The organism is Xanthomonas nasturtii (genome assembly GCF_001660815.1).
Classification (GTDB): Bacteria; Pseudomonadota; Gammaproteobacteria; order Xanthomonadales; family Xanthomonadaceae; genus Xanthomonas; species Xanthomonas nasturtii.
Map to the genome: position 1 here is coordinate 23,709 of NZ_LYMI01000009.1, position 20,330 is coordinate 44,038.

The 20,330-nt window shown below is 64.7% G+C and carries 18 protein-coding genes, 1 other RNA gene and 1 pseudogene; 6 read left to right on the plus strand and 14 right to left on the minus strand.

What is annotated here, in order from left to right; translation table 11 throughout:
- Nucleotides 1-24: 24 nt before the first annotated feature.
- From A7D16_RS04340 to A7D16_RS04380, 10 genes are all read right to left on the minus strand, one after another.
- Nucleotides 25-915 carry a DUF58 domain-containing protein gene (locus tag A7D16_RS04340; RefSeq protein WP_283161857.1) on the minus strand — a complete coding sequence of 297 codons (891 nt, stop codon included), beginning with the start codon at nucleotides 913-915 and terminating at the stop codon, nucleotides 25-27.
- A 19-nt stretch (nucleotides 916-934) separates the two neighbouring features.
- Complete coding sequence (locus A7D16_RS04345; protein ID WP_064630170.1) at nucleotides 935-1,927, minus strand: AAA family ATPase; 993 nt, start codon at nucleotides 1,925-1,927, stop codon at nucleotides 935-937.
- A gap of 106 nt (nucleotides 1,928-2,033) precedes the next feature.
- Nucleotides 2,034-2,861 (minus strand): DUF4159 domain-containing protein, encoded by an 828-nt coding sequence (locus A7D16_RS04350; RefSeq protein WP_193395437.1) that lies wholly within the window; start codon nucleotides 2,859-2,861, stop codon nucleotides 2,034-2,036.
- Nucleotides 2,858-4,192, minus strand: coding sequence for a TldD/PmbA family protein (locus A7D16_RS04355; RefSeq protein ID WP_064630171.1), 1,335 nt, complete (start codon nucleotides 4,190-4,192; stop codon nucleotides 2,858-2,860). Before A7D16_RS04355 ends, A7D16_RS04350 begins: the two co-directional genes overlap by 4 nt.
- Nucleotides 4,193-4,206: 14 nt before the next feature.
- A complete protein-coding gene (locus tag A7D16_RS04360; protein WP_064630172.1) occupies nucleotides 4,207-5,841 on the minus strand; it encodes a TldD/PmbA family protein in 1,635 nt (544 codons plus the stop codon).
- Nucleotides 5,842-5,987: 146 nt separating this feature from the next.
- A complete protein-coding gene (locus A7D16_RS04365; protein ID WP_064630174.1) occupies nucleotides 5,988-7,616 on the minus strand; it encodes a TldD/PmbA family protein in 1,629 nt (542 codons plus the stop codon).
- Between the two features lie 376 nt (nucleotides 7,617-7,992).
- Nucleotides 7,993-8,520, minus strand: a complete 528-nt coding sequence (locus A7D16_RS04370) for a hypothetical protein (RefSeq protein ID WP_064630368.1) — start codon at nucleotides 8,518-8,520, stop codon at nucleotides 7,993-7,995.
- A 240-nt stretch (nucleotides 8,521-8,760) separates the two neighbouring features.
- Complete coding sequence (locus A7D16_RS22910; RefSeq protein WP_153043124.1) at nucleotides 8,761-9,213, minus strand: hypothetical protein; 453 nt, start codon at nucleotides 9,211-9,213, stop codon at nucleotides 8,761-8,763.
- 309 nt (nucleotides 9,214-9,522) lie between these two features.
- Nucleotides 9,523-10,533, minus strand: a complete 1,011-nt coding sequence (locus A7D16_RS04375) for a class 1 fructose-bisphosphatase (protein ID WP_064630175.1) — start codon at nucleotides 10,531-10,533, stop codon at nucleotides 9,523-9,525.
- A gap of 267 nt (nucleotides 10,534-10,800) precedes the next feature.
- Nucleotides 10,801-12,003, minus strand: coding sequence for an amino acid aminotransferase (locus tag A7D16_RS04380; protein WP_064630176.1), 1,203 nt, complete (start codon nucleotides 12,001-12,003; stop codon nucleotides 10,801-10,803).
- Between the two features lie 156 nt (nucleotides 12,004-12,159).
- On the opposite strand from A7D16_RS04380, the gene A7D16_RS04385 reads away from it, so the two are divergent.
- The gene (locus A7D16_RS04385) at nucleotides 12,160-14,298 is read left to right on the plus strand and encodes a TonB-dependent receptor family protein (RefSeq protein ID WP_064630180.1); all 2,139 of its coding nucleotides are present in this window, start codon (nucleotides 12,160-12,162) and stop codon (nucleotides 14,296-14,298) included.
- Between the two features lie 191 nt (nucleotides 14,299-14,489).
- Nucleotides 14,490-15,011, plus strand: coding sequence for a hypothetical protein (locus A7D16_RS04390; protein ID WP_064630182.1), 522 nt, complete (start codon nucleotides 14,490-14,492; stop codon nucleotides 15,009-15,011).
- 32 nt (nucleotides 15,012-15,043) lie between these two features.
- On the opposite strand, the gene A7D16_RS04395 is transcribed toward A7D16_RS04390, so the two are convergent.
- Nucleotides 15,044-15,111, minus strand: a non-coding RNA gene (locus tag A7D16_RS04395) — sX9 sRNA.
- A gap of 63 nt (nucleotides 15,112-15,174) precedes the next feature.
- Here A7D16_RS04395 and adh point away from each other — a divergent pair.
- Nucleotides 15,175-15,798, plus strand: a pseudogene (adh, locus tag A7D16_RS04400) (aldehyde dehydrogenase); the annotation flags it as partial.
- A gap of 144 nt (nucleotides 15,799-15,942) precedes the next feature.
- Nucleotides 15,943-16,338 carry a DUF779 domain-containing protein gene (locus A7D16_RS04405; RefSeq protein WP_064630370.1) on the plus strand — a complete coding sequence of 132 codons (396 nt, stop codon included), beginning with the start codon at nucleotides 15,943-15,945 and terminating at the stop codon, nucleotides 16,336-16,338.
- Nucleotides 16,339-16,578: 240 nt separating this feature from the next.
- On the opposite strand, the gene A7D16_RS04410 is transcribed toward A7D16_RS04405, so the two are convergent.
- Nucleotides 16,579-16,758, minus strand: a complete 180-nt coding sequence (locus tag A7D16_RS04410; protein WP_064630372.1) for a hypothetical protein — start codon at nucleotides 16,756-16,758, stop codon at nucleotides 16,579-16,581.
- A gap of 148 nt (nucleotides 16,759-16,906) precedes the next feature.
- Here A7D16_RS04410 and A7D16_RS23465 point away from each other — a divergent pair, with 148 nt between their 5' ends.
- Nucleotides 16,907-17,305: a hypothetical protein gene (locus tag A7D16_RS23465; protein WP_064630185.1), complete on the plus strand. Its 399-nt coding sequence runs from the start codon at nucleotides 16,907-16,909 to the stop codon at nucleotides 17,303-17,305.
- On the plus strand, nucleotides 17,305-18,264 hold the full coding sequence (gene ku, locus A7D16_RS04420; protein ID WP_064630188.1) for a non-homologous end joining protein Ku: 960 nt from the start codon (nucleotides 17,305-17,307) through the stop codon (nucleotides 18,262-18,264). Before A7D16_RS23465 ends, ku begins: the two co-directional genes overlap by 1 nt.
- A gap of 142 nt (nucleotides 18,265-18,406) precedes the next feature.
- Here the strand turns inward: ku and lldD are convergent, their stop codons facing one another.
- Nucleotides 18,407-19,573, minus strand: a complete 1,167-nt coding sequence (lldD, locus tag A7D16_RS04425; protein ID WP_064630190.1) for an FMN-dependent L-lactate dehydrogenase LldD — start codon at nucleotides 19,571-19,573, stop codon at nucleotides 18,407-18,409.
- Nucleotides 19,574-19,707: 134 nt separating this feature from the next.
- Nucleotides 19,708-20,274, minus strand: a complete 567-nt coding sequence (locus tag A7D16_RS04430) for a methyltransferase family protein (RefSeq protein WP_064630192.1) — start codon at nucleotides 20,272-20,274, stop codon at nucleotides 19,708-19,710.
- Nucleotides 20,275-20,330 lie beyond the last annotated feature (56 nt).

The window sequence follows — 20,330 nt, forward strand, 5'->3', positions numbered from 1 at the left end:
GTACGGCGCGCTGCACCCGTGCGCTCATCGCGTCATGCTCCGGGCGAACACCTGGCGCAGGGTGGCGTCGGGCGGTGCATCCAGATAGTGCACGGCATGCGCAATGCCGGCGGCCTGCCAGCGCGCCTGTCGCGCGCGCTGTGCGGCGGCAAAGCGCTGCAGGTAGTCCGCGCGCATCGCTGCGCCATCGCCGAGCAGTTCTTCGCCGGTTTCCGGGTCGCGAAACCGGTGCCCACCGCTGAAACTGAAATCGCGTTCGTCGCAGGTCAGCACTTGCAGCTGGATCACTTCGCGGCGCGCGGCGGCGAGTTTTTCCAGCGCAGCGTTCAGTTCTTCGTCGAAGCCATCGCCGATGGACAGCACCAGCGCATGCGTGGCGATGCGTTCCCACAGCGGGCGCACCGCGTCCATGCCCGGCCACTGCCCGCCAGCACGCAATCCGTGCAGGGCCAGCCACAGCCGGTCGCGTTGCCGCGGCCCACCACCGGCCGGCACCGCCACCAGGCCGCCGCCATGAACCGCGAACAGGCCGACCTGGTCGCCCTGCTGCAGCGCGATCTCCGCAGCGCAGGCGGCCAGGGTCGCCATCGCCTGCAGGCGCGTGTGGCCGGGGCGCGCCTGGTCGGCCTGGCCGGCAGAGGCGGTGGCGTCGAGCAACAGCCACAGCGTGAGCGGGCTTTCGCGCTCGGCTTCGCGCACGAAGAAGCGGTCCGAGCGCGCGTAGAGCTTCCAGTCGATCTGGCGCAGCGCATCGCCCGGTTCGTAAGCGCGATATTGCGCGAATTCCAGCCCGGCGCCGCGGCTGCGGCTGGCATGCTGGCCGATGCCGTGCGCACCCTGCGCGTGACGCGCACGCAGCTGCAGGCCACGCAGGCGGCTGCGTACGTCCACAGGAATCAGGGCCGGCACCTGCATGCTCACGCGGGGCTGCGCCTCACGCCGGGAACGGCACGGCGCGCAGCAGCGCGGCGACCACATCGTCGGCTGTGCGTTGTTCGGCTTCGGCGGCGAACGAGAGCAGCAGGCGATGGCGCATCACCGGCGCCGCAAGCGCAATCACATCCTCGCGGGTGGCGGCAAAGCGGCCATGCAGCAATGCGCGCGCCTTGGAGGCCAGCACCAGCGACTGCCCGGCGCGCGGGCCGGCGCCCCATTTGATCCACTGGCGCACTTCTTCGCTGGCCTGCGCGCCGGGACGGCTGGCACGCACCAGACGGTTGATCCAGGTCAGCAACTCCGCGCCCACGTGCACCTGCCGCACATGCTGCTGCAGCGCCTGCACGCTGGCGGCGTCCATCACCTTGGGCACCTGTGCGCTGGCGCTGCCGGTGGTCTGGGTGAGGATGTCGCGCTCTTCCTGCTCGCTGGGATAATCCACCCGCACATGCAGCAGGAAGCGATCCAGCTGCGCTTCCGGCAACGGATAGGTGCCGGCCTGTTCGATCGGGTTCTGCGTGGCCAGCACGAAGAACGGCGCCGGCAGCGCATAGGTGGTGCCGGCATAGCTCACCGTGCGTTCGCTCATCGCTTCCAGCAAAGCGGCCTGGGTCTTGGGCGGGGTGCGATTGAGTTCATCGGCCAGCAGCAGGTTGGTGAAAATCGGCCCCTGCTGAAAACGGAAATGCCGATGCCCGGTGCCATGGTCTTCTTCCAGCAACTCGGTGCCCAGGATGTCGCTGGGCATCAGGTCGGGGGTGAATTGCACACGGCGGAACTGCAGTTCCAATGCCTGGCCCAGCGAGCGCACCAGCAGCGTCTTGCCAAGACCGGGCGCACCTTCCAGCAGGCAATGGCCGCCGGCCAGCAGGCCGATCAACAATTGCTCCACCACCGCGTCCTGGCCGACCACCGCCTGGGCCAAGGCCGCGCGCAGCGCGCCGAGTTGGGAGAGCTGGGCGGTGAGGGTGTCGTCGTTGGGGGAAGTCATGGAAAACGTCTCGTTCTGTGGCTGCTGGCGTCGGAGCGCGCTGGCGCGCGATGTGGCGTTACCGATAAAGCGGCATCGCGCGCCAGCGCGCTCCTACGGATCGATCTCAATTGGTCAATGCATACATCACGATGTTGACGCCGAACTTGGTGTTGTCTTCGGCCAGGAAGCGTTTGTTGCGCCAGTCGTAATCCCATTCGCAGCCGTAATCCTTGTTGCTGTAGAGCACACCGAGGCGGCCATCGATGCTGATGCCCTTGAGATAGTCGTGCACCAGGTCGTCGCCCCAGCCATTGAGCTCGAAACCGGTGGCCGGCGGGCCATCGGGGAACTTGAAGAACGCGTTGTAGAGACGATGGCTGTTGGGCAGTTTCTGCAACGCGGTCTTGCCGAAGAGCGATGCCATCTGCGCTTCGAACGAAGTGGCGAACAAGCCGTCGATATCGTGATTGCAATCGTCCACGAACACGAAGCCGCCGTTGCGCACATAGCGTTCGAAGTTGCGCCGCTCGGCCGGATTGAACTCGACCAGCTTGTGCCCGGACAGATAGCAGAACGGCGCCTGCAACATGCGCGCATCGGCCAGATCCAGCACATGTTCCTGCGGGTCCACGCGCAGCTGGGTGTAGTCGATCAACGAGGTGATCAGGTTGGACGGCATGCGCGCATCCACGTCCCAATCGCCCGAGTCGTAGCGCAGCCGGGTGAACCAGAAATCGTAACTACCGGCCGCACGCGCGCGTTGCGGCAGCGCCAATGTGGCAGCGCTACCGAGCAACAGGCCGAGGAAGTGGCGACGCGCAGGTGAATCCGGGACCGGGGACCGGGGACCCGGGACCCGGAGTGCGAGGATCGGTGAAGCTCCAAGCTGCAGCAACGCGCTCTTGCTTCCCCGGTCCCCGGTCCCTGGTCCCCGGTCCCGGCCGCTACTCACACCGCATCCGACAACGAGGTAAACGTAAAGTCGCGCAGCCGCATCGGCGGAATCATCATCACGAAGTTGGACTCGTCACCGGCCACGCGCACCGGCTTGCCGAGTTCGTCGATGTTGTTGAGCATGATCACCGGCGATTCGTTGAAGCGAAAATTCTTCACCGGGTGCTTGATCTGCCCGTTTTCGATGTAGAACGTGCCATCGCGGGTCAGGCCGGTGAGCAGCACGGTCTGCGGGTCGACCATGCGGATGTACCAGGTGCGCGTGACCAGAATGCCCTTCTCGGTGCCACGCACCAGCTCGGCAATGTTCTTGTCGCCACCGGCCATCAGCAGGTTGCCGGGCTCGCCGATCGCGCGCTTGCCGTTCTTCTGCGCCCAGTAGCGCGAATACTGCAGGTTGGCGATCTTGCCGTTTTCCACGATCGACATCTTCTCGCGCGGCAGGCCCTCTTCGTCCCACGGCAACACTGCGGCACGCGCATCCCACGGGTCGGCGGTGATGTTCACGCGCGGGTCGTAGACCTGCTCACCGAGCTTGTTGCCGCCGCCCTTCTTGGACAGGAAGCTGCGGCCTTCATCGGCGCGGCGTGCGTCGAAGAAATTCATCATGAAGGAGATCAGCCCGGCTGCCGCGGCCGGCTCCAGGATCACCGTGTACTTGCCCGGTTCCAGTGCCTTGGCTTCGGCCGAATCGCTGGCCTTGCGCATCGCGATGCGGATGTCCTGCTCGGCCTTGAAGTCGGCGGCATCCTTCAGGTTGCGCCCCACCCAGCCCGAGCCGCGGCCGTCTTCGGTGCGCACGGTGCAGGTGTAGTCGAAGCGTGCGCCGCGCTGATAGCCAAAGTTGCCCTTGCTGTTGGCGAACGCGGTGAAACTCTGGCCATCTTCGAGAAAGCCGGCCGCAATCAAGCCCTTGCCCTTGCACGGTGCAATCGAATCGGCGGCCACCTGCGCACGGAACGCCGGGTCGACAGCGGCAGTGGATTCGCTGAAGGTCGGACTGGGCTTGTAGGTCTGCTTGTCGACCGCCGGCATGAACTCCGGGTTTTCCGGCGCCAGCCGCGCCAGGTCTTCGGCACGGCGCACCACCCGTTCCAGCGAGGCGTCGTCGAACTCGTTGATGGTGGCGATGCCCACGCGCTTGCCGAATGCGACCTGCACCTGCAGGTCGGTGTTGTCGACGATGCCGCTGGTGGACACATTGTTGAGCGCAAAACGGATGTTGCCGTCGATCGAGCCGGTGAGCGTGGCGGTGCACTCGTCGGCCTTGGACAGCTTGATGACCTTGTCCAGAATGGCCTTGGCCTGCGCTTCGGTAAGGATGCTCATGTGGGTTTCTCCTGTCAGCCGAGCGAGCGGGCGGTGCTGATGACGTTGATGCCATCGAAGCGTGCGGTGGACGAACCGTGCGAGACCGCCGAGACCTGGCTCGGCTGGCCCTTGCCGTCGAAGAACGAGCCGCCCAGGCGGTAGTCGCGCTGGTCGGCCACGGCGCTGCAGGCGTTCCAGAATTCCGGCGTGCGGATCTGGTAGGCCACGTCTTCGAGCATGCGGGTGATCGCACCATTCTTGATTTCGTAGAACAGCTGGCCACCGAACTGTGCGTTGTAGCGCTGCTGGTCGATGGAGAATGACCCATCGCCAATGATGTAGATGCCGTTTTCCACGTTCTTGATCAAATCGCTCACGCTCAGCGGCGTCTTGCCGGCCGCCAGCGACACATTGGCCATGCGCTGGAACTGCACGCTCGACCACGAGTCGGCGTAGCAGCAGCCATCGGAGGCGGTCTTGCCCAGGATATGCGCCTGATCGCGGATGGCCTGGTAATCCACCAGCTTGCCGTCGCGGATCAGATCCCACTGCTTGGTCTTGACGCCTTCATCGTCGTAGCCAACCGCGCCCAGGCTGCCTGCTTGCGTCTTGTCGGCGAGAATGTGCACCTTGTCGCTGCCGTACTGGAAACCGGCCTTGAGCTTGTCCAGCGTAGCGAAGCTGGTGCCGGCGTAGTTGGCCTCGTAGCCGAGCACACGGTCCAGCTCCAGCGGATGGCCGACCGATTCGTGGATGGTGAGCCAGGTGTGCGAGGGGTCCAGCACCAGGTCGTACTTGCCCGGCTTCACCGACGGTGCCTTGAGTTTTTCCTGCGCCTGCTTGGCCGCGGCAATCGCATCTTCCTTCATGTCGTAGGACAGGCCGTAATTCACCACGCCGTTGGGCGAGACGAACTTGCCGGACGCGGCGCCATCCAGATATTCGTAGCCCAGGCCCATCGGGGCGGATAACCCGTCGCGGGTGCGGAACTTGCCGCTGGCCTTGTCGATGGCGGTCACGCTCATCGGCGCCCAGATGCGGTGCACGTCCTGATCGATGTAGGAACCATCGGTGCTGGCGAAGTACTTCTGTTCGTTGACCACGAACAGCATCGAATTGACGAAGTTGGCGCCGGCGGCAGTGGCGGCGGCATTGACACCCAGCAGCAGATCTACCTTGTCCTTGATCGGCACTTCCATCGCGTTTTTCTTGATCGGCGTCTTCCAGCTGACTTCGCCAACGCCCGGTGTCGGCGCCAGCTGCACCGGCGTGCCCTGCACCTTGGTGTTGGCCTTGGCGATCGCCGCTGCCTGCGCGGCTGCCTTGGCCACGCCTTGTTCGGTCAGCTCGTTGGTGGCCGCAAAGCCCCACGCACCGCCCACGATGACGCGGATGCCGGCCCCGATGGACTCGGTGTTGACCACGTTCTGCACCTTGTCTTCGCGGGTGATCACGAACTGGCGCAGATAGCGTCCAATGCGCACATCGCAGTAGCTCGCGCCGGCCTGACGCGCGGCATTCAGCCCGGCATCGGCCAGGCGCTTCTTGCGGCCCACATCGAAGGGCGTCAACAACTGCTCGGCGGCGATCGCCTTGCCGAAGTAGGCCGGCACGATCAGCCCGCCCATGGTCAGCCCGGTCAGGGCCAGGAAATCACGTCGCTGCACGGGCAACTCCCCAATAGTCCCGCGCGGCGCGCAGGTGGTGTGGTGACACGCGCATGGCTCTGCGCGCGGTATCCCCGATTCTTGCCGGGCGATGAATGCTGCGTCAAATGACTTTCGGCAGGGGTCGGTGGGCAAACGTTGTCCGCCTAACCCAACGAGCGCGCAGTGTTGATCACGTTGATGCCGTCAAAGCGTGTGGTGGATGACCCATGCGACACCGCAGAGACCTGACTCGGTTGGCCCTTGCCATCGAAGAACGAACCACCCAGACGGAAGTCGCGTTGATCGCATACCGCACTGCAGGCATTCCAGAATTCCGGCGTGCGGATCTGATACGCGCCATCTTCCACCAACCGCGTGACCTGGCCGTTTTCGATTTCGTAGAACAACTGCCCGCCGAACTGCGCGTTGTAGCGCTGCTGGTCGATCGAATACGAACCGCGCCCGTGGATGTACAACCCGCGCTCCACATCCTTTATCATCTCGGCAACGCCGAGCGGTTGCTTGCCTGCCGCCAACGACACGTTGGGCATGCGCTGGAACTGCACACTTGACCACGAATCGGCATAGCTGCAGCCATCGGAGGCCGTCTTGCCGAGCAGGTGCGCCTGATCGCGTGTGCACTGGTAATCGACCAGGATGCCATCGCGCACCAGTTCCCACTGCTTGCTCTTGACGCCCTCATCGTCGTAACCCACCGCCCCCAGGCTACCCGGCTGTGTGCGGTCGGCGACAAAGGTCACCGCCTCGCTGCCCCAGCGGAATCTGGCATCGCGCTTGTCCAGCGTGGCGAAGCTGGTGCCGGCGTAATTGGCCTCGTAACCGAGCACGCGATCGAGCTCCAGTGGGTGGCCCACCGATTCGTGGATGGTGAGGAACAGATTGCTCGGGTCGATCACCAGATCGTACTTGCCGGCTTTCACCGACGGTGCGGTGAGTTTGGCGCGTGCCTGCTTGGCCGCGGCAATCGCATCTTCGCGCGCGTCGTAACTGTGGCCGTAGCCGACCAGTCCGCCGGGCAGGCGGTGCTTCTGGCTGGCATCGCCGTCAAGATATTCGTAGCCCATGCCCATCGGCGAAGACAGCCCATCGCGGGTGCGGAACTTGCCGCTGGCCTTGTCCACTGCGGTCACAGTGAACGGTAGCCACAAACGATGCACGTCCTGATCGATGTAGGAGCCATCGCTGCTGGCGAAATATTTGTGCTCGTTGATCGCAAACATGCGCGAGGCCACGAAGGTGGCACCGGCGTTGAGCGCCGCAGCGTTGACGTCCATCAACAGCGCCACCTTGTCCTGCAGCGGCACTTCCATGGCGTTCTTCTTGATCGGCGTCTTCCAGCTGACCTGCCCGGCCGGCGTCACCGGCGCCAGTTGCACCGGCGTGCCGCCCAAGCGCGCATTCGCCCTGGCAATGGCGACCGCCTGCCGCGTGGCAGTGGCCACGCCGTCGCTGGTCAACGTATTGGTGGCAGCGAAGCCCCATGCACCATCGGCCAGCACACGCACGCCTACCCCGCTGGATTCGGCGTTGACTACGTTCTCTACCTGCGCCTCGCGGGTGATCACGAACTGGCGCAGATAGCGCCCCACACGCACATCGCAGTAGCTGGCACCGGCGGCCTTGGCGGTGGTGAGCGCGCTGTCGGCCAGGCGCCGGTTGCGCGCCGCATCGGCAGGGGTGAGCAGTTGCTCTGCAGCGATCAGGCGTGTGTGCGGCAGCAGCAACCCGGCGGCACCGATGCCGGACAGGGTGAGAAAGGTACGACGGTCCACGTGCGGTCTCTCCGATCGATGCGTGCGTGGCCAGTGCCGCACGCCAATGCCCGAGACTTACCGCGCAGGCCCGATTGGTCAAGTGCTGGCTAGCACGCACTTCGCTCATCACGCGCGCGCCTATCGGAAGACGGGTTGCGATAACCGAACCGGAGCGCGGTGTCGGCCGCGCCACCATCCAACGGGGCCTCCCACAACGGTTTCGAGACCGACATGGCGCCGCTAGGCGGCGGCACTGGCTTCAAGGCCGGTGGCTTCTGGCGTAACAGCGGCCTCTACCCGTACCCGGTGCCGATAGCGGTGAGGTCTTCAACCGGCACGCCCCGGATCTGGCGCATTTCAGTCGCCGTCACGCTGCGGCACTTATGCAGGTACATCAACGCTGCACAGGCATAAACACCTGCTCGAACTGCTCTGCTGTTTTGTAGAGCCGGCCAGCTTTACGCAAGCGCGTGTAATTCGCGTCGAAGCTGGCCTTGTAGCCTCGCCCCAGGAAAATAGTGTTGAGCAGAAGTCCATCACAGACCACGACGCCTTCGTAGCGGAATAGGCCGGTCTCGACCAAGATCGGAGGAGCCTCAGCGACTGCATTCAGCGGATCGGTCAATGCCCGAACTTCGAATGCATTGTCGGTATCGGTGTCGAGAAAGACCGCATAGCGCGTGGTCTGCCGCAGGTAAATCCACTGCTTCACCTGCATGCTTCGCACAGCGCTGGCGACCGAAGGCGCAAGTGGCTCTTGGGCCGCTTCCATTGCATCGATGGTCTTGCCGAGCAAGCCTGGGTGTTTCGAGGCAAACGTCCGGGCAGAGATCAGGTTGTGGTGGATCGACGTGGTCGTTCGCAGCTTGGCATCGGCCAAGATATGCAACAACACCGCTTTGTACGCTTCGATAAAGCGCATTGCAGAGTCGTATGAGATCAGCATTTCGTTATAGCCTGCGAGCTTCGGTACTGGATCGAATCAGGGAGATAATACCAAGGAATGTTTCCAGCAAGGCAATCGGCTCTCGGCAGAGCGTGCCTGGTTGCGCAGCCTGCTCTGCAGGAACACAAGCAGCTGTTCGCCAACTGGTTGCACCCTCGCAAGAAAGCCGCGACTGGATTTTTGAAACGAGATTGCCGACAGAGCCCGGCACTGCAATCACGCAGCAGATCTCAGTTCTCTGGTGCGCTGATAAATGCAGCTTGCAGTTGCTGCCCAAAGCGATGGAAAAGCGACAAACGAGGCCGATGAGGCCAATGAGTCGAATGGCCCTGAAGACCCGTGCATTACGCGCAAGAGTAGATAGAGGCAGCCCGCAATTGCTGCTCCAGCGACTGCCGCACTGTAGGGATGTGCATGCTTCAGTCCAGGAACAAAGTGCAGCGTTGGGACACCCAATAGAAGAAAGAAAGGTGAGCCAATGCCAAATGCGAAAAAACAGTAATACAGAAAAAATGTAGTCGCCATCCCGCCACTGCCCGACATTGCTACGACAACAGCAATGAGAAAGCCGCTCAGTATCGTCGCGGCGACGCATGACAACAGCACCGAACCCAAGAAGACCAGACTCACTTTTATTGCGCGTGCGGTTGCGAGCAAGGCGTCTCTCACGCGGGTTTCCTCGAAGAAAAAATGATATGCGCGCTCAGCAAGCCGGTTCCGATGAGGGGGCAGTCAGCAGGAGACAGCTGGAAGCTCAGGTCTTGCTTGATGCGCAGCTGTTCGCTGGCACGCGCTAACTGGAGATCGCCACGTGTCGTTCCACAATGTGCGCGCGTGCACCAGACACCTGGGATCTGCAACTGCTTCAACCGGCATCCCGCCGATACAGCGTTGGGGCGCCGGGTAAAGAGACACCCGCAGTACGCGGGTGTCTTTTGGTCAAACACGACTGCTGGTTTCTAAGGCAGGCTCGTAGCCTTATGCCTTATCCGCCTCCAGGTGATACCGCGTGGCCTCGGCCACTTCGTTCTTCGAGCCCAAAAACACCGGCACGCGCTGATGCAGTTGCGTCGGTTGAATATCCAGAATGCGCTCGCGCCCCGTGGTGGCCGCGCCGCCGGCCTGCTCCACCAGCATGCTCATCGGGTTGGCTTCGTACATCAGGCGCAGCTTGCCGGGCTTGGATGCGTCCTTTTTGTCCCAGGGGTAGATGAAGATGCCGCCGCGGGTGAGGATGCGGTGTACGTCGGCGACCATGCTGGCGATCCAGCGCATGTTGAAGTCCTTGCCGCGGGTGCCGTCCTTGCCGGCCAGCAGGTCGCCCACATAGGCCTGCATCGCCGGTTCCCAGTGGCGCTGGTTGGACATGTTGATGGCGTATTCGGCGGTGTCGTCGGGCACGCGCATGTTGGCCTGGGTCAGCAGGAAGCTGCCTTCCTCGCGCTCCAGGGTGAAGGCGTGGGTGCCGTGGCCGAGCGTGAGCACCAGCATGGTGCTGGGGCCATAGATGCAGTAGCCGGCGGCGACCTGTTGGGTGCCCGGTTGCAGGAAGTGCTCGTCGCCGGGCTTTTCGGTGCCCTTGGGCGCGCGCAGCACCGAGAAGATGGTGCCGACCGAGACGTTGACGTCGATGTTGGAGCTGCCGTCCAGCGGGTCGAACAGCAGCAGGAAATCGCCGCTGGGATACTGGTCGGGCACCGGCTGGCTGTGATCCATCTCTTCGGACGCGCACGCGGCCAGATGGCCGCCCCAGGCATTGGCTTCGAGCAGGATGTCGTTGCTCAGCACATCGAGCTTTTTCTGTGCCTCGCCCTGTACGTTGCCGGTGCCGGCATCGCCGAGCACGCCGCCCAGGGCGCCCTTGCTCACGGCGATGGAGATGCGCTTGCAGGCACGCGAAACGATGGTGATCAGCTGGCGCAATTCCGCATCGATACGGCCGGCATGTTGTTCTTCGATCAGGAAGCGGGTCAGCGAGGGACGCGACATGGGAACGGGCAGCCTGTTGTAGGAAGTGGGCCGCCATTGTCGCCATTGCGCCGTTAGATTTCGATCACTTGCTGCGCGATTTGCAGCAAAACTGATCGAACATGCGCGCATGTGTTGCCGATCGTGTTGGCCGCTGGCATGCCGCGCCCACGTTGCGCACTGCGCCGCGCCCTAACGCGTGGCACACCGCCATAAAAAAAACCGGGAGGCGTGTGCGCTCCCGGTTTTCAGTTGGCCGTTGTGGCCGATGTCAGCTGGCGCGTTGGATCACACCCGGCTGACAGTCGCCACGGCCTGTGCCACGTATTCCAGGTTGCGCTGGCTCAATGCGGCCACGCAGATGCGGCCGGTGCCGACGGCGTAGATCGCGAACTCGTCGCGCAGGCGGTCCACCTGGGTCCTGGTCAGGCCCGAGTACGAGAACATGCCGGCCTGGCGCTGGATGAAGTCGAACTCCGGCGCGCCCAGCGTGGCGAGTTTTTCCACCAGCCCCGCGCGCAGGGCGTGGATACGCTCGCGCATTTCGGTCAGTTCCTGCTCCCACAGATCGCGCAGCTCCGGGCTGGTCAGCACGCCGGCCACCAGGGCGGCGCCGTGCGTGGACGGGCTGGAGTAGATGGTGCGGATGATGCGCTTGACCTGCGACTGCACGGCCTTGGCTTCGGCCGCGGTGGCCGAGACCACCGACAATGCGCCCACGCGCTCGCCATACAGCGAGAACGACTTGGAATAGGAACTGGCCACCACGTAGCTGTCGATGCCTTCGGCCGCCAGCAGACGCACCGCATACGCATCGGCCTCGATGCCCTTGTCGAAGCCCTGGTAGGCGATGTCGACGAAGGGGAACAGGTTGCGCTCTTTCAGCACGCCGGCAACCTGCTTCCACTGGTCCTTGGTCAGGTCCGCGCCGGTGGGGTTGTGGCAGCAGGCGTGCAGCAGCACCACCGTGCCCGGTTCGAGTTTTGCCAGGTCGGCGAGCATGCCGCCAAAGTTCAGGCCATGGCTGGCCGCATCGAAATAGGTGTAATCCACCACCTCGAAGCCGGCCGCGCCGAATACCGCGCGATGGTTTTCCCAGCTTGGGTTGCTGATGGCGATGGTGGCGGTGGGCAGCAGCTTCTTGAGCAGGTCTGCGCCGACGCGCAGCGCACCGCTGCCGCCGACGGTCTGCGAGGTCGCCACGCGCCCGGAGGCCACCAGCGCCGACTCGGCGCCGAACAGCAGCTCTTGGGTAGCCTTGTCGTAGGCGGCCAGGCCGTCGATGGGCAGATAGCCGCGCGGTTTGGCCTCCTGCGCGAGCTGCTGCTCGATCTTGTGCACGGCGCGCAACAGCGGGATGCGCCCGTTTTCGTCGTAATAGATGCCCACGCCCAGGTTGACCTTGTTGGGGCGGCTGTCGGCGTTGTAGGCCTCGGTCAGGCCCAGGATGGGATCGCCTGGAACCTGTTCCACGTTTGCAAAGAAGGACACGGCATGACTCGCTGAAGGACGAAAGAGTGGGGTACTTCCGGATCGTTGGCCGCTGCTGGACCAAACCACTTCATCGTAGCAGCCCATGGCCGGCGTAGCATGCTTCGTTCCGTACGCAACGATGCGGCTACAGTACGGATGAGGGACACTACTCCCATGCTCAGACTCACCTTGTTGGCCGCTGCGTGCGGCCTGTTCGCCGGTGGCTTCGCGCCGCTCGCCCTGGCCGCCGAACCGGCGCCGCCCTTATCCGCACCGAACCAGCGCTTGCCCGCCGTGCAGGTAGACGCCGCCCGTGTGCACGGGGTGGACGATTTCGACTTGCCGGCCTCGTTCACCGTGGTGTCGGCCGACGACGACAACCGGCGCGGCGCGCAGGTGTCCGAGCTGCTGGACGGCATCCCCGGGCTGGTGGCGCGCGACCGCCAGAACTACGCGCAGGACACCCAGCTGTCGATCCGCGGCTTCGGCGCGCGCTCCACCTTCGGCGTGCGCGGGGTACGGCTGCTGGTGGATGGCATCCCGGCCAGCATGCCCGACGGCCAGGGCCAGCTCTCGCACTTCAACGTGCTGGGCGCGCAGCGGGTGGAAGTGCTGCGCGGCCCGTTTTCGGCGTTGTACGGCAACTCGTCCGGCGGCGTGCTGCAGCTGTGGAGTGCGGATGGCGCCCCAAACGACCCATGGCGGCTGCGCGCCACCTATGGCAGCAATGCCACCGTCAACACGGGCGCGCAATTGCTCGGCCAGCAGGGCGCGGTGCACTACAACCTGGCCGCCAATCATTTCGAAACCGATGGCTTTCGCGACCATAGCCGCGCCAGGCGCGAATCGGTCAATGCCAAGCTCGGGTTCGACCTGGCCGAAGGCAGCCGGCTGGACCTGGTGCTCAATTACCTGGACGCACCGGATGCGCAGGACCCGCTCGGCCTGACCCGCGCCCAGTTCAACGCCGACCCGGCGCAAGCCACTTCGGTGGCGACCCAGTTCAACACCCGCAAATCGGTGCGTCAGTCGCAGGCCGGGGCGATCTTCACCCAGCAATTCGACAACCAGACGCTGCGCTTGATGGCCTACGGCGGGCAGCGCAGCGTGGAGCAGTATCTGGCGATCCCGGTCGCGGTGCAGCGCAACCCGCTGCATTCGGGCGGCGTGATCGATCTGGACAGCAATTACGAAGGCGCCGATGCGCGCTGGGCCTGGCAAGGGCAGGCATTGGGCCGGCCATTGCAGCTGACTGTCGGCGCCAATGTCGATCGCCAGCGGCAGCACCGCACCGGTTACGAAAACTTCGTCGGCGACACGCTGGGCGTCAAGGGCGCATTGCGCCGCAACCAGCGCGATCAGGTGGAAAACATCGACCAGTTCGCGCAGCTGTGGTGGCAGTGGAGCGAGCGCTGGTCCGCGCTGCTGGGCGTGCGCCATAGCCAGGTGCGCTTCGATTCGGACGACCACTACATCATTGGGCGCAATCCCGACGACAGCGGCCAACGCGACTATTCGGCCACCACGCCGGTGGCCGGCATCGTGTTCCGTGCCGACGAAGATCTGCGTTTTTATGCCTCGGTCGGTCGCGGTTTCGAAACGCCCACCTTCAATGAGTTGGGCTACCGCAACGATGGCGGCGCCGGCCTGGCGCTGGATCTGGGCGCGGCGACAAGCCGCAACTACGAGGTGGGCAGCAAGTGGCGCGCGCAAAGCGGAGCAGCGGTGGAGTTCGCGTTGTTCCGCGCCGACACCGACGACGAGCTGGCGGTGGCCAGCAACACCAACGGCCGCAGCACCTTCCGCAACATCGGTGCCACCCGCCGCCAGGGCGCGGAGTTGAGTTGGCAGCAACCAATTGGCGACACCCAGCAAGTGCAGTTGGCGTATACGTTTGTCGACGCCACCGTGCGCGATGGCTACCTCACCTGTGCCAGCAGCGGCTGCGCCACCCCCACCGCGTCGGTGGCCAGCGGCGCGCGCCTGCCGGGCGTGCCGCGGCAGCAGCTGTTCGCGCGTTGGCAGTGGCAGCCCGCGCAATGGCAGTTCGCCGCCGAATCGGTGGCCTCCGGCGCCACCGTGGTCAACGACCTGGCCACCGAGCGCGCACCCGGCTATGCCTTGCTCAATCTGGAAGCCTCGCGGCGCTGGACTACCACGTATGGCGCACTGCGCACCTTCGCGCGCATCGACAACGCGCTGGACCGCCAGTACGTCGGCTCGGTGATCGTCAACGACGGCAATGGGCGCTACTACGAGCCGGGTCCTGACCGCACCTACACGGTGGGGCTGCAGTGGGATTATGGTGGGTGAGCAAGCCACCGACGCCCCGCACGACAACACGCACCCTGGCGTTGCAGGAGCGCCCCCGGGCGCGATGAAGCCTTCCCGATAACACATACCACCCTGCCATACCGCACCAGCATGATGGTCGGCCGTGAGACCGGAGACTGTGGAAGCGGCATGCTAAATTCTGCCACTCATTCACGGCATGGAGTGCGACGATGAGGATGTGGAAACGAAAGATGATGGCTTCGGCGATATCGGCCGGCCTGCTGGTCTGCAGCGCAGCGTGGGCAGACCACGTGGATATGCGCATCGTGCGCGACTATCCAGCCGGCTCCCCCGCCATCGCAAAAATACACGCCTGGCTGCAGCAGCAATCCAGACTGAGTACACAGCCCAGGCAAACACCGCCGCCGGCCGCTGCCGCCGCGTTAGGCCCGGTGCGCATCAGCACCGCTCTGTTCGATCGTCCGTTGAGCACGCGTGCCGATACCGCGACTAACACGGCCCCGCTGCCTGTGCGTGGCCAGCCGCGCGACGAGATCAGCATCGACGCCTGCAATGCCGGCCAACGCTATCGCTGGGTCTACGCCTGGGCGCAGGCCGGTGCCAGCGCCGCATGGCAGCTGCGCTCGTACCGGCAGCAAACGGTAGCCGACTGCCAGGTGCCGGCGGAAGAGCCCATACCCATCGAAACAGCCGCAAGGCACGATGCAGTGGGGGTGGCTGACAAGCCGTAGCGCGTGATGGGCAGACCAGCCTGACCATGAGCGGGCAACAACACCTGGCGAGCAGTCGTCAGACGGTGTGGACGGCGCACAGGAACCGAAGCGTATGCGTGGTAGACGCCATTCCGCGCGCCGTACGCGCGCCTGGGCCGTCCTTTACCCGCTGCTGTAAAGCCTATGTACCTGCCCGTCGCATGCGCTGATCCAGGAATCGATCTACGACAAGTTCATGGAAAAGGCGCTCAAGCGCGTGGCCGCGATCAAGCAGGGCAACCCGCTCGACCCCAACACCATGGTCGGTGCGCAGGCTTCCAGCGAGCAGCTGGAAACGATCCTGTCCTATATCGACATCGGCAAGCAGGAAGGCGCCGAAGTGTTGATCGGCGGCGAGCGCAACACGCTCGACGGCGAGTTGGCCGAGGGCTTCTACGTCAAGCCGACCGTGTTCAAGGGCCACAACAAGATGCGCGTGTTCCAGGAGGAGATCTTCGGCCCGGTGGTCTCGGTGACCACCTTCAAGGATGAAGCCGAGGCGCTGGCGATTGCCGACGACACGCTGTACGGCCTGGGCGCCGGCGTGTGGAGCCGCGACGCATCGCGCCTGTATCGCATGGGCCGCGCAATCCAGGCCGGCCGCGTGTGGACCAACTGCTATCACGCCTATCCGGTACATGCTGCGTTTGGCGGCTACAAGCAGTCGGGCATCGGGCGAGAGAATCACAAGATGATGCTCGACCATTACCAGCAGACCAAGAACCTGTTGGTGAGTTATTCGCCCAAGGCGCTGGGGTTCTTTTGAGCCGACGGCGGGCCGCCTGTTCGGGCGGCACGCCAGACACAATGCAGGCACCGCGTGTCCGCATCGAGGGTGTATGAACGCCGCTACGCGCGCAGGCGTATCGTGCGCGGCATGGCGGCCGCAGCTGGCCGCGGGAATCGGCCCATGCAGGACAGCGACACGCGAGTGGAATTACCGGCGCAGGTGACAGCCACGCTGGCCGCACTGCAGTTGATCGACACGCTGCGCGCACGGCACGGCGATGTGGTGTTCCATCAATCCGGGGGCTGTTGCGACGGCTCCTCGCCAATGTGTTTTGCAGTCGGCGAGTTCCTCGTCGGCGACCGCGACGTCTTGCTGGGCGAGATTGGCGGCGCGCCGTTCTACATCAGCGCGCCGCAATTCGAATACTGGAAGCACACCCAGCTGATCATCGATGTCGTGCCGGGGCGCGGGGGCATGTTCTCGCTGGAAAACGGCGAAGGCGTGCGCTTCCTGGTGCGGTCGCGGCTGTTTGACGATGGCCAATTCGCTCGCTTGCAGCGCGCCGGCCGGGCGTAGGCAGTGGCCGTGCGATCAGCAATTCTCGCCACGTAGCAGGTTGACGCCAGCTGGTTTGCCTTCGACAACATCCCTCCAACAAGAAACCCGCACACCACGCGCCTGGAGCGGCCAACACAACGACTGCACTCATCGCCATCCGGGCAGGGCAGGTGGTGCCCGGATGATGCGGCATGCAGGGCGGCGCTGCCGCAATGTCTGCCCGCATCTGACGACTGCACCCTACGCGTTGTTGGCGGTTTAGTCCCCCGTCGCCGTCGACGGCGCAGTTCCCGGCTTCTTGGCCGGCGTCTTGCCATCGGCAGGAATCAGGCGCCCGGGCGTGTCGCCGGCACCGCGGTCTTCGTAATGTTCGGCATCGCGCTTGCCATGCTGCTCGCCGGGTTGGGTGGGCTGGTCACGTAGCGGGTCGCGGGACATGGCGTGCTCCTGAAACAAGTAGGAGCCGCAGTTCACCGCGCCTGCGGTGAAGAACACGCAAATCGCAACGTGCATGCGCATTTCTCACGCATGGCTCACGGCGGCGGCGTTACTGATGTCAGCCCCATGCCGCACCGTGGAGCCGCCCATGCGCCCCCTGGACCGCCGTCCCGATCGTCGCCTGTTCAGTGCCCATGTCGACCCGGTACCGCCTACGCGCGCGCATCGGAAATCGCGGGTGCCGGACACGGTGGGTGTGGCGCAGGACTTCCAGTGCTACAGCCTGGCCGACTACCAGCGTCGCCGTCGGCGTGGTGGACCCACCTGGCGTGACTTGTCGCCGGCCTATGCGTTCGCGCGCATCACCCACGCCGCCGACTGGCCGCGCGGTGCGGATGCCGCTTGCGAGCAGGCCCTGGCCGCGCAGTGGGACAGCATGCGTGGCGCCTCGCGGCTGGATTGGCCGCATGTGCGCGCCATTGTCGAGGACGCCTGGCTGGCGTTGGACCACATTCCCGATGCAGCAATCCATGGAGCAGCGCACTGATGGCACGACCGATCTGGACCGGAACCCTGTCTTTCGGCTTGCTCAATGTGCCGGTGGCGCTGATGTCGGGCGAACGCAAGGTGGATCTGCATTTCCGCATGCTCGATTCGCGTGACAAGAAGCCGATCCGGTTCGAACGCGTCAATGCCGATACCGGCGATGAGGTGCCGTGGAAGGAGATCGTCAAGGCATTCGAATACGACAAGGGCAGCTACGTCATCGTCGAAGAGCAGGATATTCGCTCGGCCTCGCCGGAAAGCCACGAAACCGTGGAGGTGGACACCTTCGTCGACGCCGCCGACATCGACCCGCGCTATTTCGAAAAGCCCTACATCCTGGTACCCGGCAAGAAAGCGGAAAAAGGCTATGTGTTGCTACGCGAGACCTTGCGCGACACCGGCAAGGTGGGCATCGCAAAAGTGGTCATCCGAACCCGCGAATATCTGGCCGCGGTGATGCCGCATGGCGATGCGTTGATCCTGCTGCTGCTGCGCTACCAGCAGGAAGTGGTGGACCCGCAGGATTTCAAGCTGCCGGCCGGTGCAGTGGGCGAGTACCGCATCACGCCCAAGGAACAGGAGATGGCCAAGCAGCTGATCGAATCGATGTCCGGCAGCTGGCAGCCGGAGGATTATCACGATGAGTTCCGCGGCAAGCTGGAAAAGATCCTGCGCAAGCGCATCCAGGACAAGGGCGGCACCACCACGGTGGATGTAGAGCCAACGCAACACGAAGACGCCACCACCAACGTGGTGGATTTCATGTCGCTGCTGCAAAAAAGCCTGCAGGCCAATACGCGTACGCCGGCAAAGAAGGCCAGTACGGCCGAAGCGGCCAGCGCGCCTGCGAAAAAGACCGCAACCAAGAAGGCTGCGAAGAAGGCCGTCAAGAAAACTGCAGGCAAGGCCAGCAAGAAGACCGCCGCCAAGGCCGCTGCGCCGAGGCGCAAGGCAGGGTAGGCGGGCATACGCAGGCATGGATGCCGCCAGCGGTCCCTCATGGACGGGTTGGCGACGTGTTCCGCGAGCGGTGAGTGCACCGCACGTTCGACCGCTCAGCGTTTTGCCTGCCCTTGCGACAACATCCACCACGATGCGGCCGTTAAGGCGATACCGAGCCCGCCTGCTCGCGCGTTACCCGGCTCAACGCATCGGCGCTGATCTCGGCAATCGAATGCGTGCCGGTCAGGGTCATCGCCACGCGCATTTCCTTTTCGATCAAGCTCAGCAGGTTTTCCACGCCGGCCTGCCCACCGGCCGCCAGCGCATAGACGAAGGCGCGGCCCAGCAGCACCGCATCGGCACCGAGCGCAAGCATGCGCACCACATCCAGCCCGCTACGGATGCCCGAGTCGGCCAGGATCTTCAGCTCGCCCTTCACTGCATCGGCAATCGCCGGCAACGCGCGCGCACTGGACAGCACGCCGTCGAGCTGGCGCCCACCATGGTTGGAGACCACGATGCCGTCGGCGCCGAAACGCACCGCATCGCGCGCATCGTCCGGGTCCAGGATGCCCTTGATCACCATCGGCCCGGTCCAGAACTCGCGGATCCATTCCAGGTCTTTCCAGGCAATGGACGGGTCGAAGTTGGCGCCCAGCCAGCCGATGTAATCCTGCAGGCCGGTGGGGCTGCCGCGATAAGCGGAAATATTGCCTAAATCATGCGGTTTGCCGAGCAGGCCCACATCCCACGCCCAGCGCGGATGCGTCACCGCCTGCAACATGCGACGCAGCGAGGCATTGGGCCCGCTCATGCCCGAGTGCGCATCGCGGTAACGCGCGCCGGGCGTGGGCATGTCCACGGTGAACACCAGCGTGGTCACCCCGGCCGCCTTGGCACGCTCCAGCGCATTGCGCATGAAGCCGCGGTCCTTGAGCACGTACAGCTGGAACCACATCGGCCGGCTGATGGCCGGCGCCACTTCTTCGATCGGGCACACCGACACCGTGGACAGGGTGAACGGAATGCCGCGCGCCGCCGCCGCGCGCGCGGCCTGCACCTCGCCGCGCCGCGCGTACATGCCGGTGAGCCCGACCGGCGCCAAGGCCACCGGCATCGCCAGCGTTTCGCCGAACAGCTCGGTGCTCAGGCTCAGGTCCGTCATGTTGCGCAGCACCCGCTGACGCAGCGCGATATCGGCCAGATCCGAGACATTGCGCCGCAAGGTGTGCTCGGCATACGCGCCGCCATCGATGTAATGGAACAGGAAGGGCGGCAGGCGCGCCTGCGCAGCGGCGCGGTAGTCGGAAGCGGCGGAAATGATCATCGAAGACGGGACGGCGGCTGCGAGGGGAGCCGCCGAGTGTAAGGCGATCGGTGCAGCAGGTGGATGGCGCTGCTGCGAAGGTGTGCGAGCCGTCTGGCGAGCAGCATGCTATCGGCTGCATGGCAGCATTGTGCTCACCCCACCAACGGCAGCAACCGATGGCTCTGCTTCGCATGCGCCGGGTAAGCCACCGGGAGGGCGCGCTGCAACGCGGCTTCTTCGATGCGGATGCGGTGCAGGAACACCAGGGTCACCGGCACCACGAGCGCCGCCACCGACAACGCGTTGCCCATGCCCAATGCCAGCCCGTAGAACGCCAGCAGCGCGCCGGTATAGGACGGGTGGCGCAGCCAGCGATACGGGCCGCGGCGCACCAGCTGGTGATCCGGCTGGATGGTCACATCCACCGTGAACCAGCGTGCCAGCACCTGGATGGCGCACACGCGCAACGCCAGCCCGCTGCCGATCAAGGCGCAGCCGGCCCACTGCAGCGAGGCACCCCAGCCCTGCGGCCAATGCGCCAGGCCGCTGTAGGCCAGCACCACCGCAGCCGCCACTGCCGCAGACAGCACCCGCCACAACTGCTGCAGCGTGCCCCGATTGAGCGCGCCGCCATCGCTGGCACGGCGGCGACGGCTGAGCAGCAGCTCATAGCCGCCCCAGACCAGATTGAGCGCAACAAACAGACTGGAAGCAGACATGGCGTAATTCCTTGGCGATGGGGTGGGTTGGTGATGCCGGTGTGCGCACCCGCTGC

Coding starts and splice junctions, on each gene's coding strand:
- A7D16_RS04385 (WP_064630180.1), top strand. CDS start 12,160: ATGCTCAGACTCACCTTGTTGGCCGCTGCGTGCGGCCTGTTCGCCGGT.
- A7D16_RS04430 (WP_064630192.1), bottom strand. CDS start 20,274: ATGTCTGCTTCCAGTCTGTTTGTTGCGCTCAATCTGGTCTGGGGCGGC.
- A7D16_RS04375 (WP_064630175.1), bottom strand. CDS start 10,533: ATGTCGCGTCCCTCGCTGACCCGCTTCCTGATCGAAGAACAACATGCC.
- A7D16_RS04405 (WP_064630370.1), top strand. CDS start 15,943: ATGCAGGACAGCGACACGCGAGTGGAATTACCGGCGCAGGTGACAGCC.
- A7D16_RS23465 (WP_064630185.1), top strand. CDS start 16,907: ATGCGCCCCCTGGACCGCCGTCCCGATCGTCGCCTGTTCAGTGCCCAT.
- A7D16_RS04355 (WP_064630171.1), bottom strand. CDS start 4,192: ATGAGCATCCTTACCGAAGCGCAGGCCAAGGCCATTCTGGACAAGGTC.
- ku (WP_064630188.1), top strand. CDS start 17,305: ATGGCACGACCGATCTGGACCGGAACCCTGTCTTTCGGCTTGCTCAAT.
- A7D16_RS04390 (WP_064630182.1), top strand. CDS start 14,490: ATGAGGATGTGGAAACGAAAGATGATGGCTTCGGCGATATCGGCCGGC.
- A7D16_RS04340 (WP_283161857.1), bottom strand. CDS start 915: ATGCAGGTGCCGGCCCTGATTCCTGTGGACGTACGCAGCCGCCTGCGT.
- A7D16_RS04345 (WP_064630170.1), bottom strand. CDS start 1,927: ATGACTTCCCCCAACGACGACACCCTCACCGCCCAGCTCTCCCAACTC.
- A7D16_RS04410 (WP_064630372.1), bottom strand. CDS start 16,758: ATGTCCCGCGACCCGCTACGTGACCAGCCCACCCAACCCGGCGAGCAG.
- lldD (WP_064630190.1), bottom strand. CDS start 19,573: ATGATCATTTCCGCCGCTTCCGACTACCGCGCCGCTGCGCAGGCGCGC.
- A7D16_RS04370 (WP_064630368.1), bottom strand. CDS start 8,520: ATGCGCTTTATCGAAGCGTACAAAGCGGTGTTGTTGCATATCTTGGCC.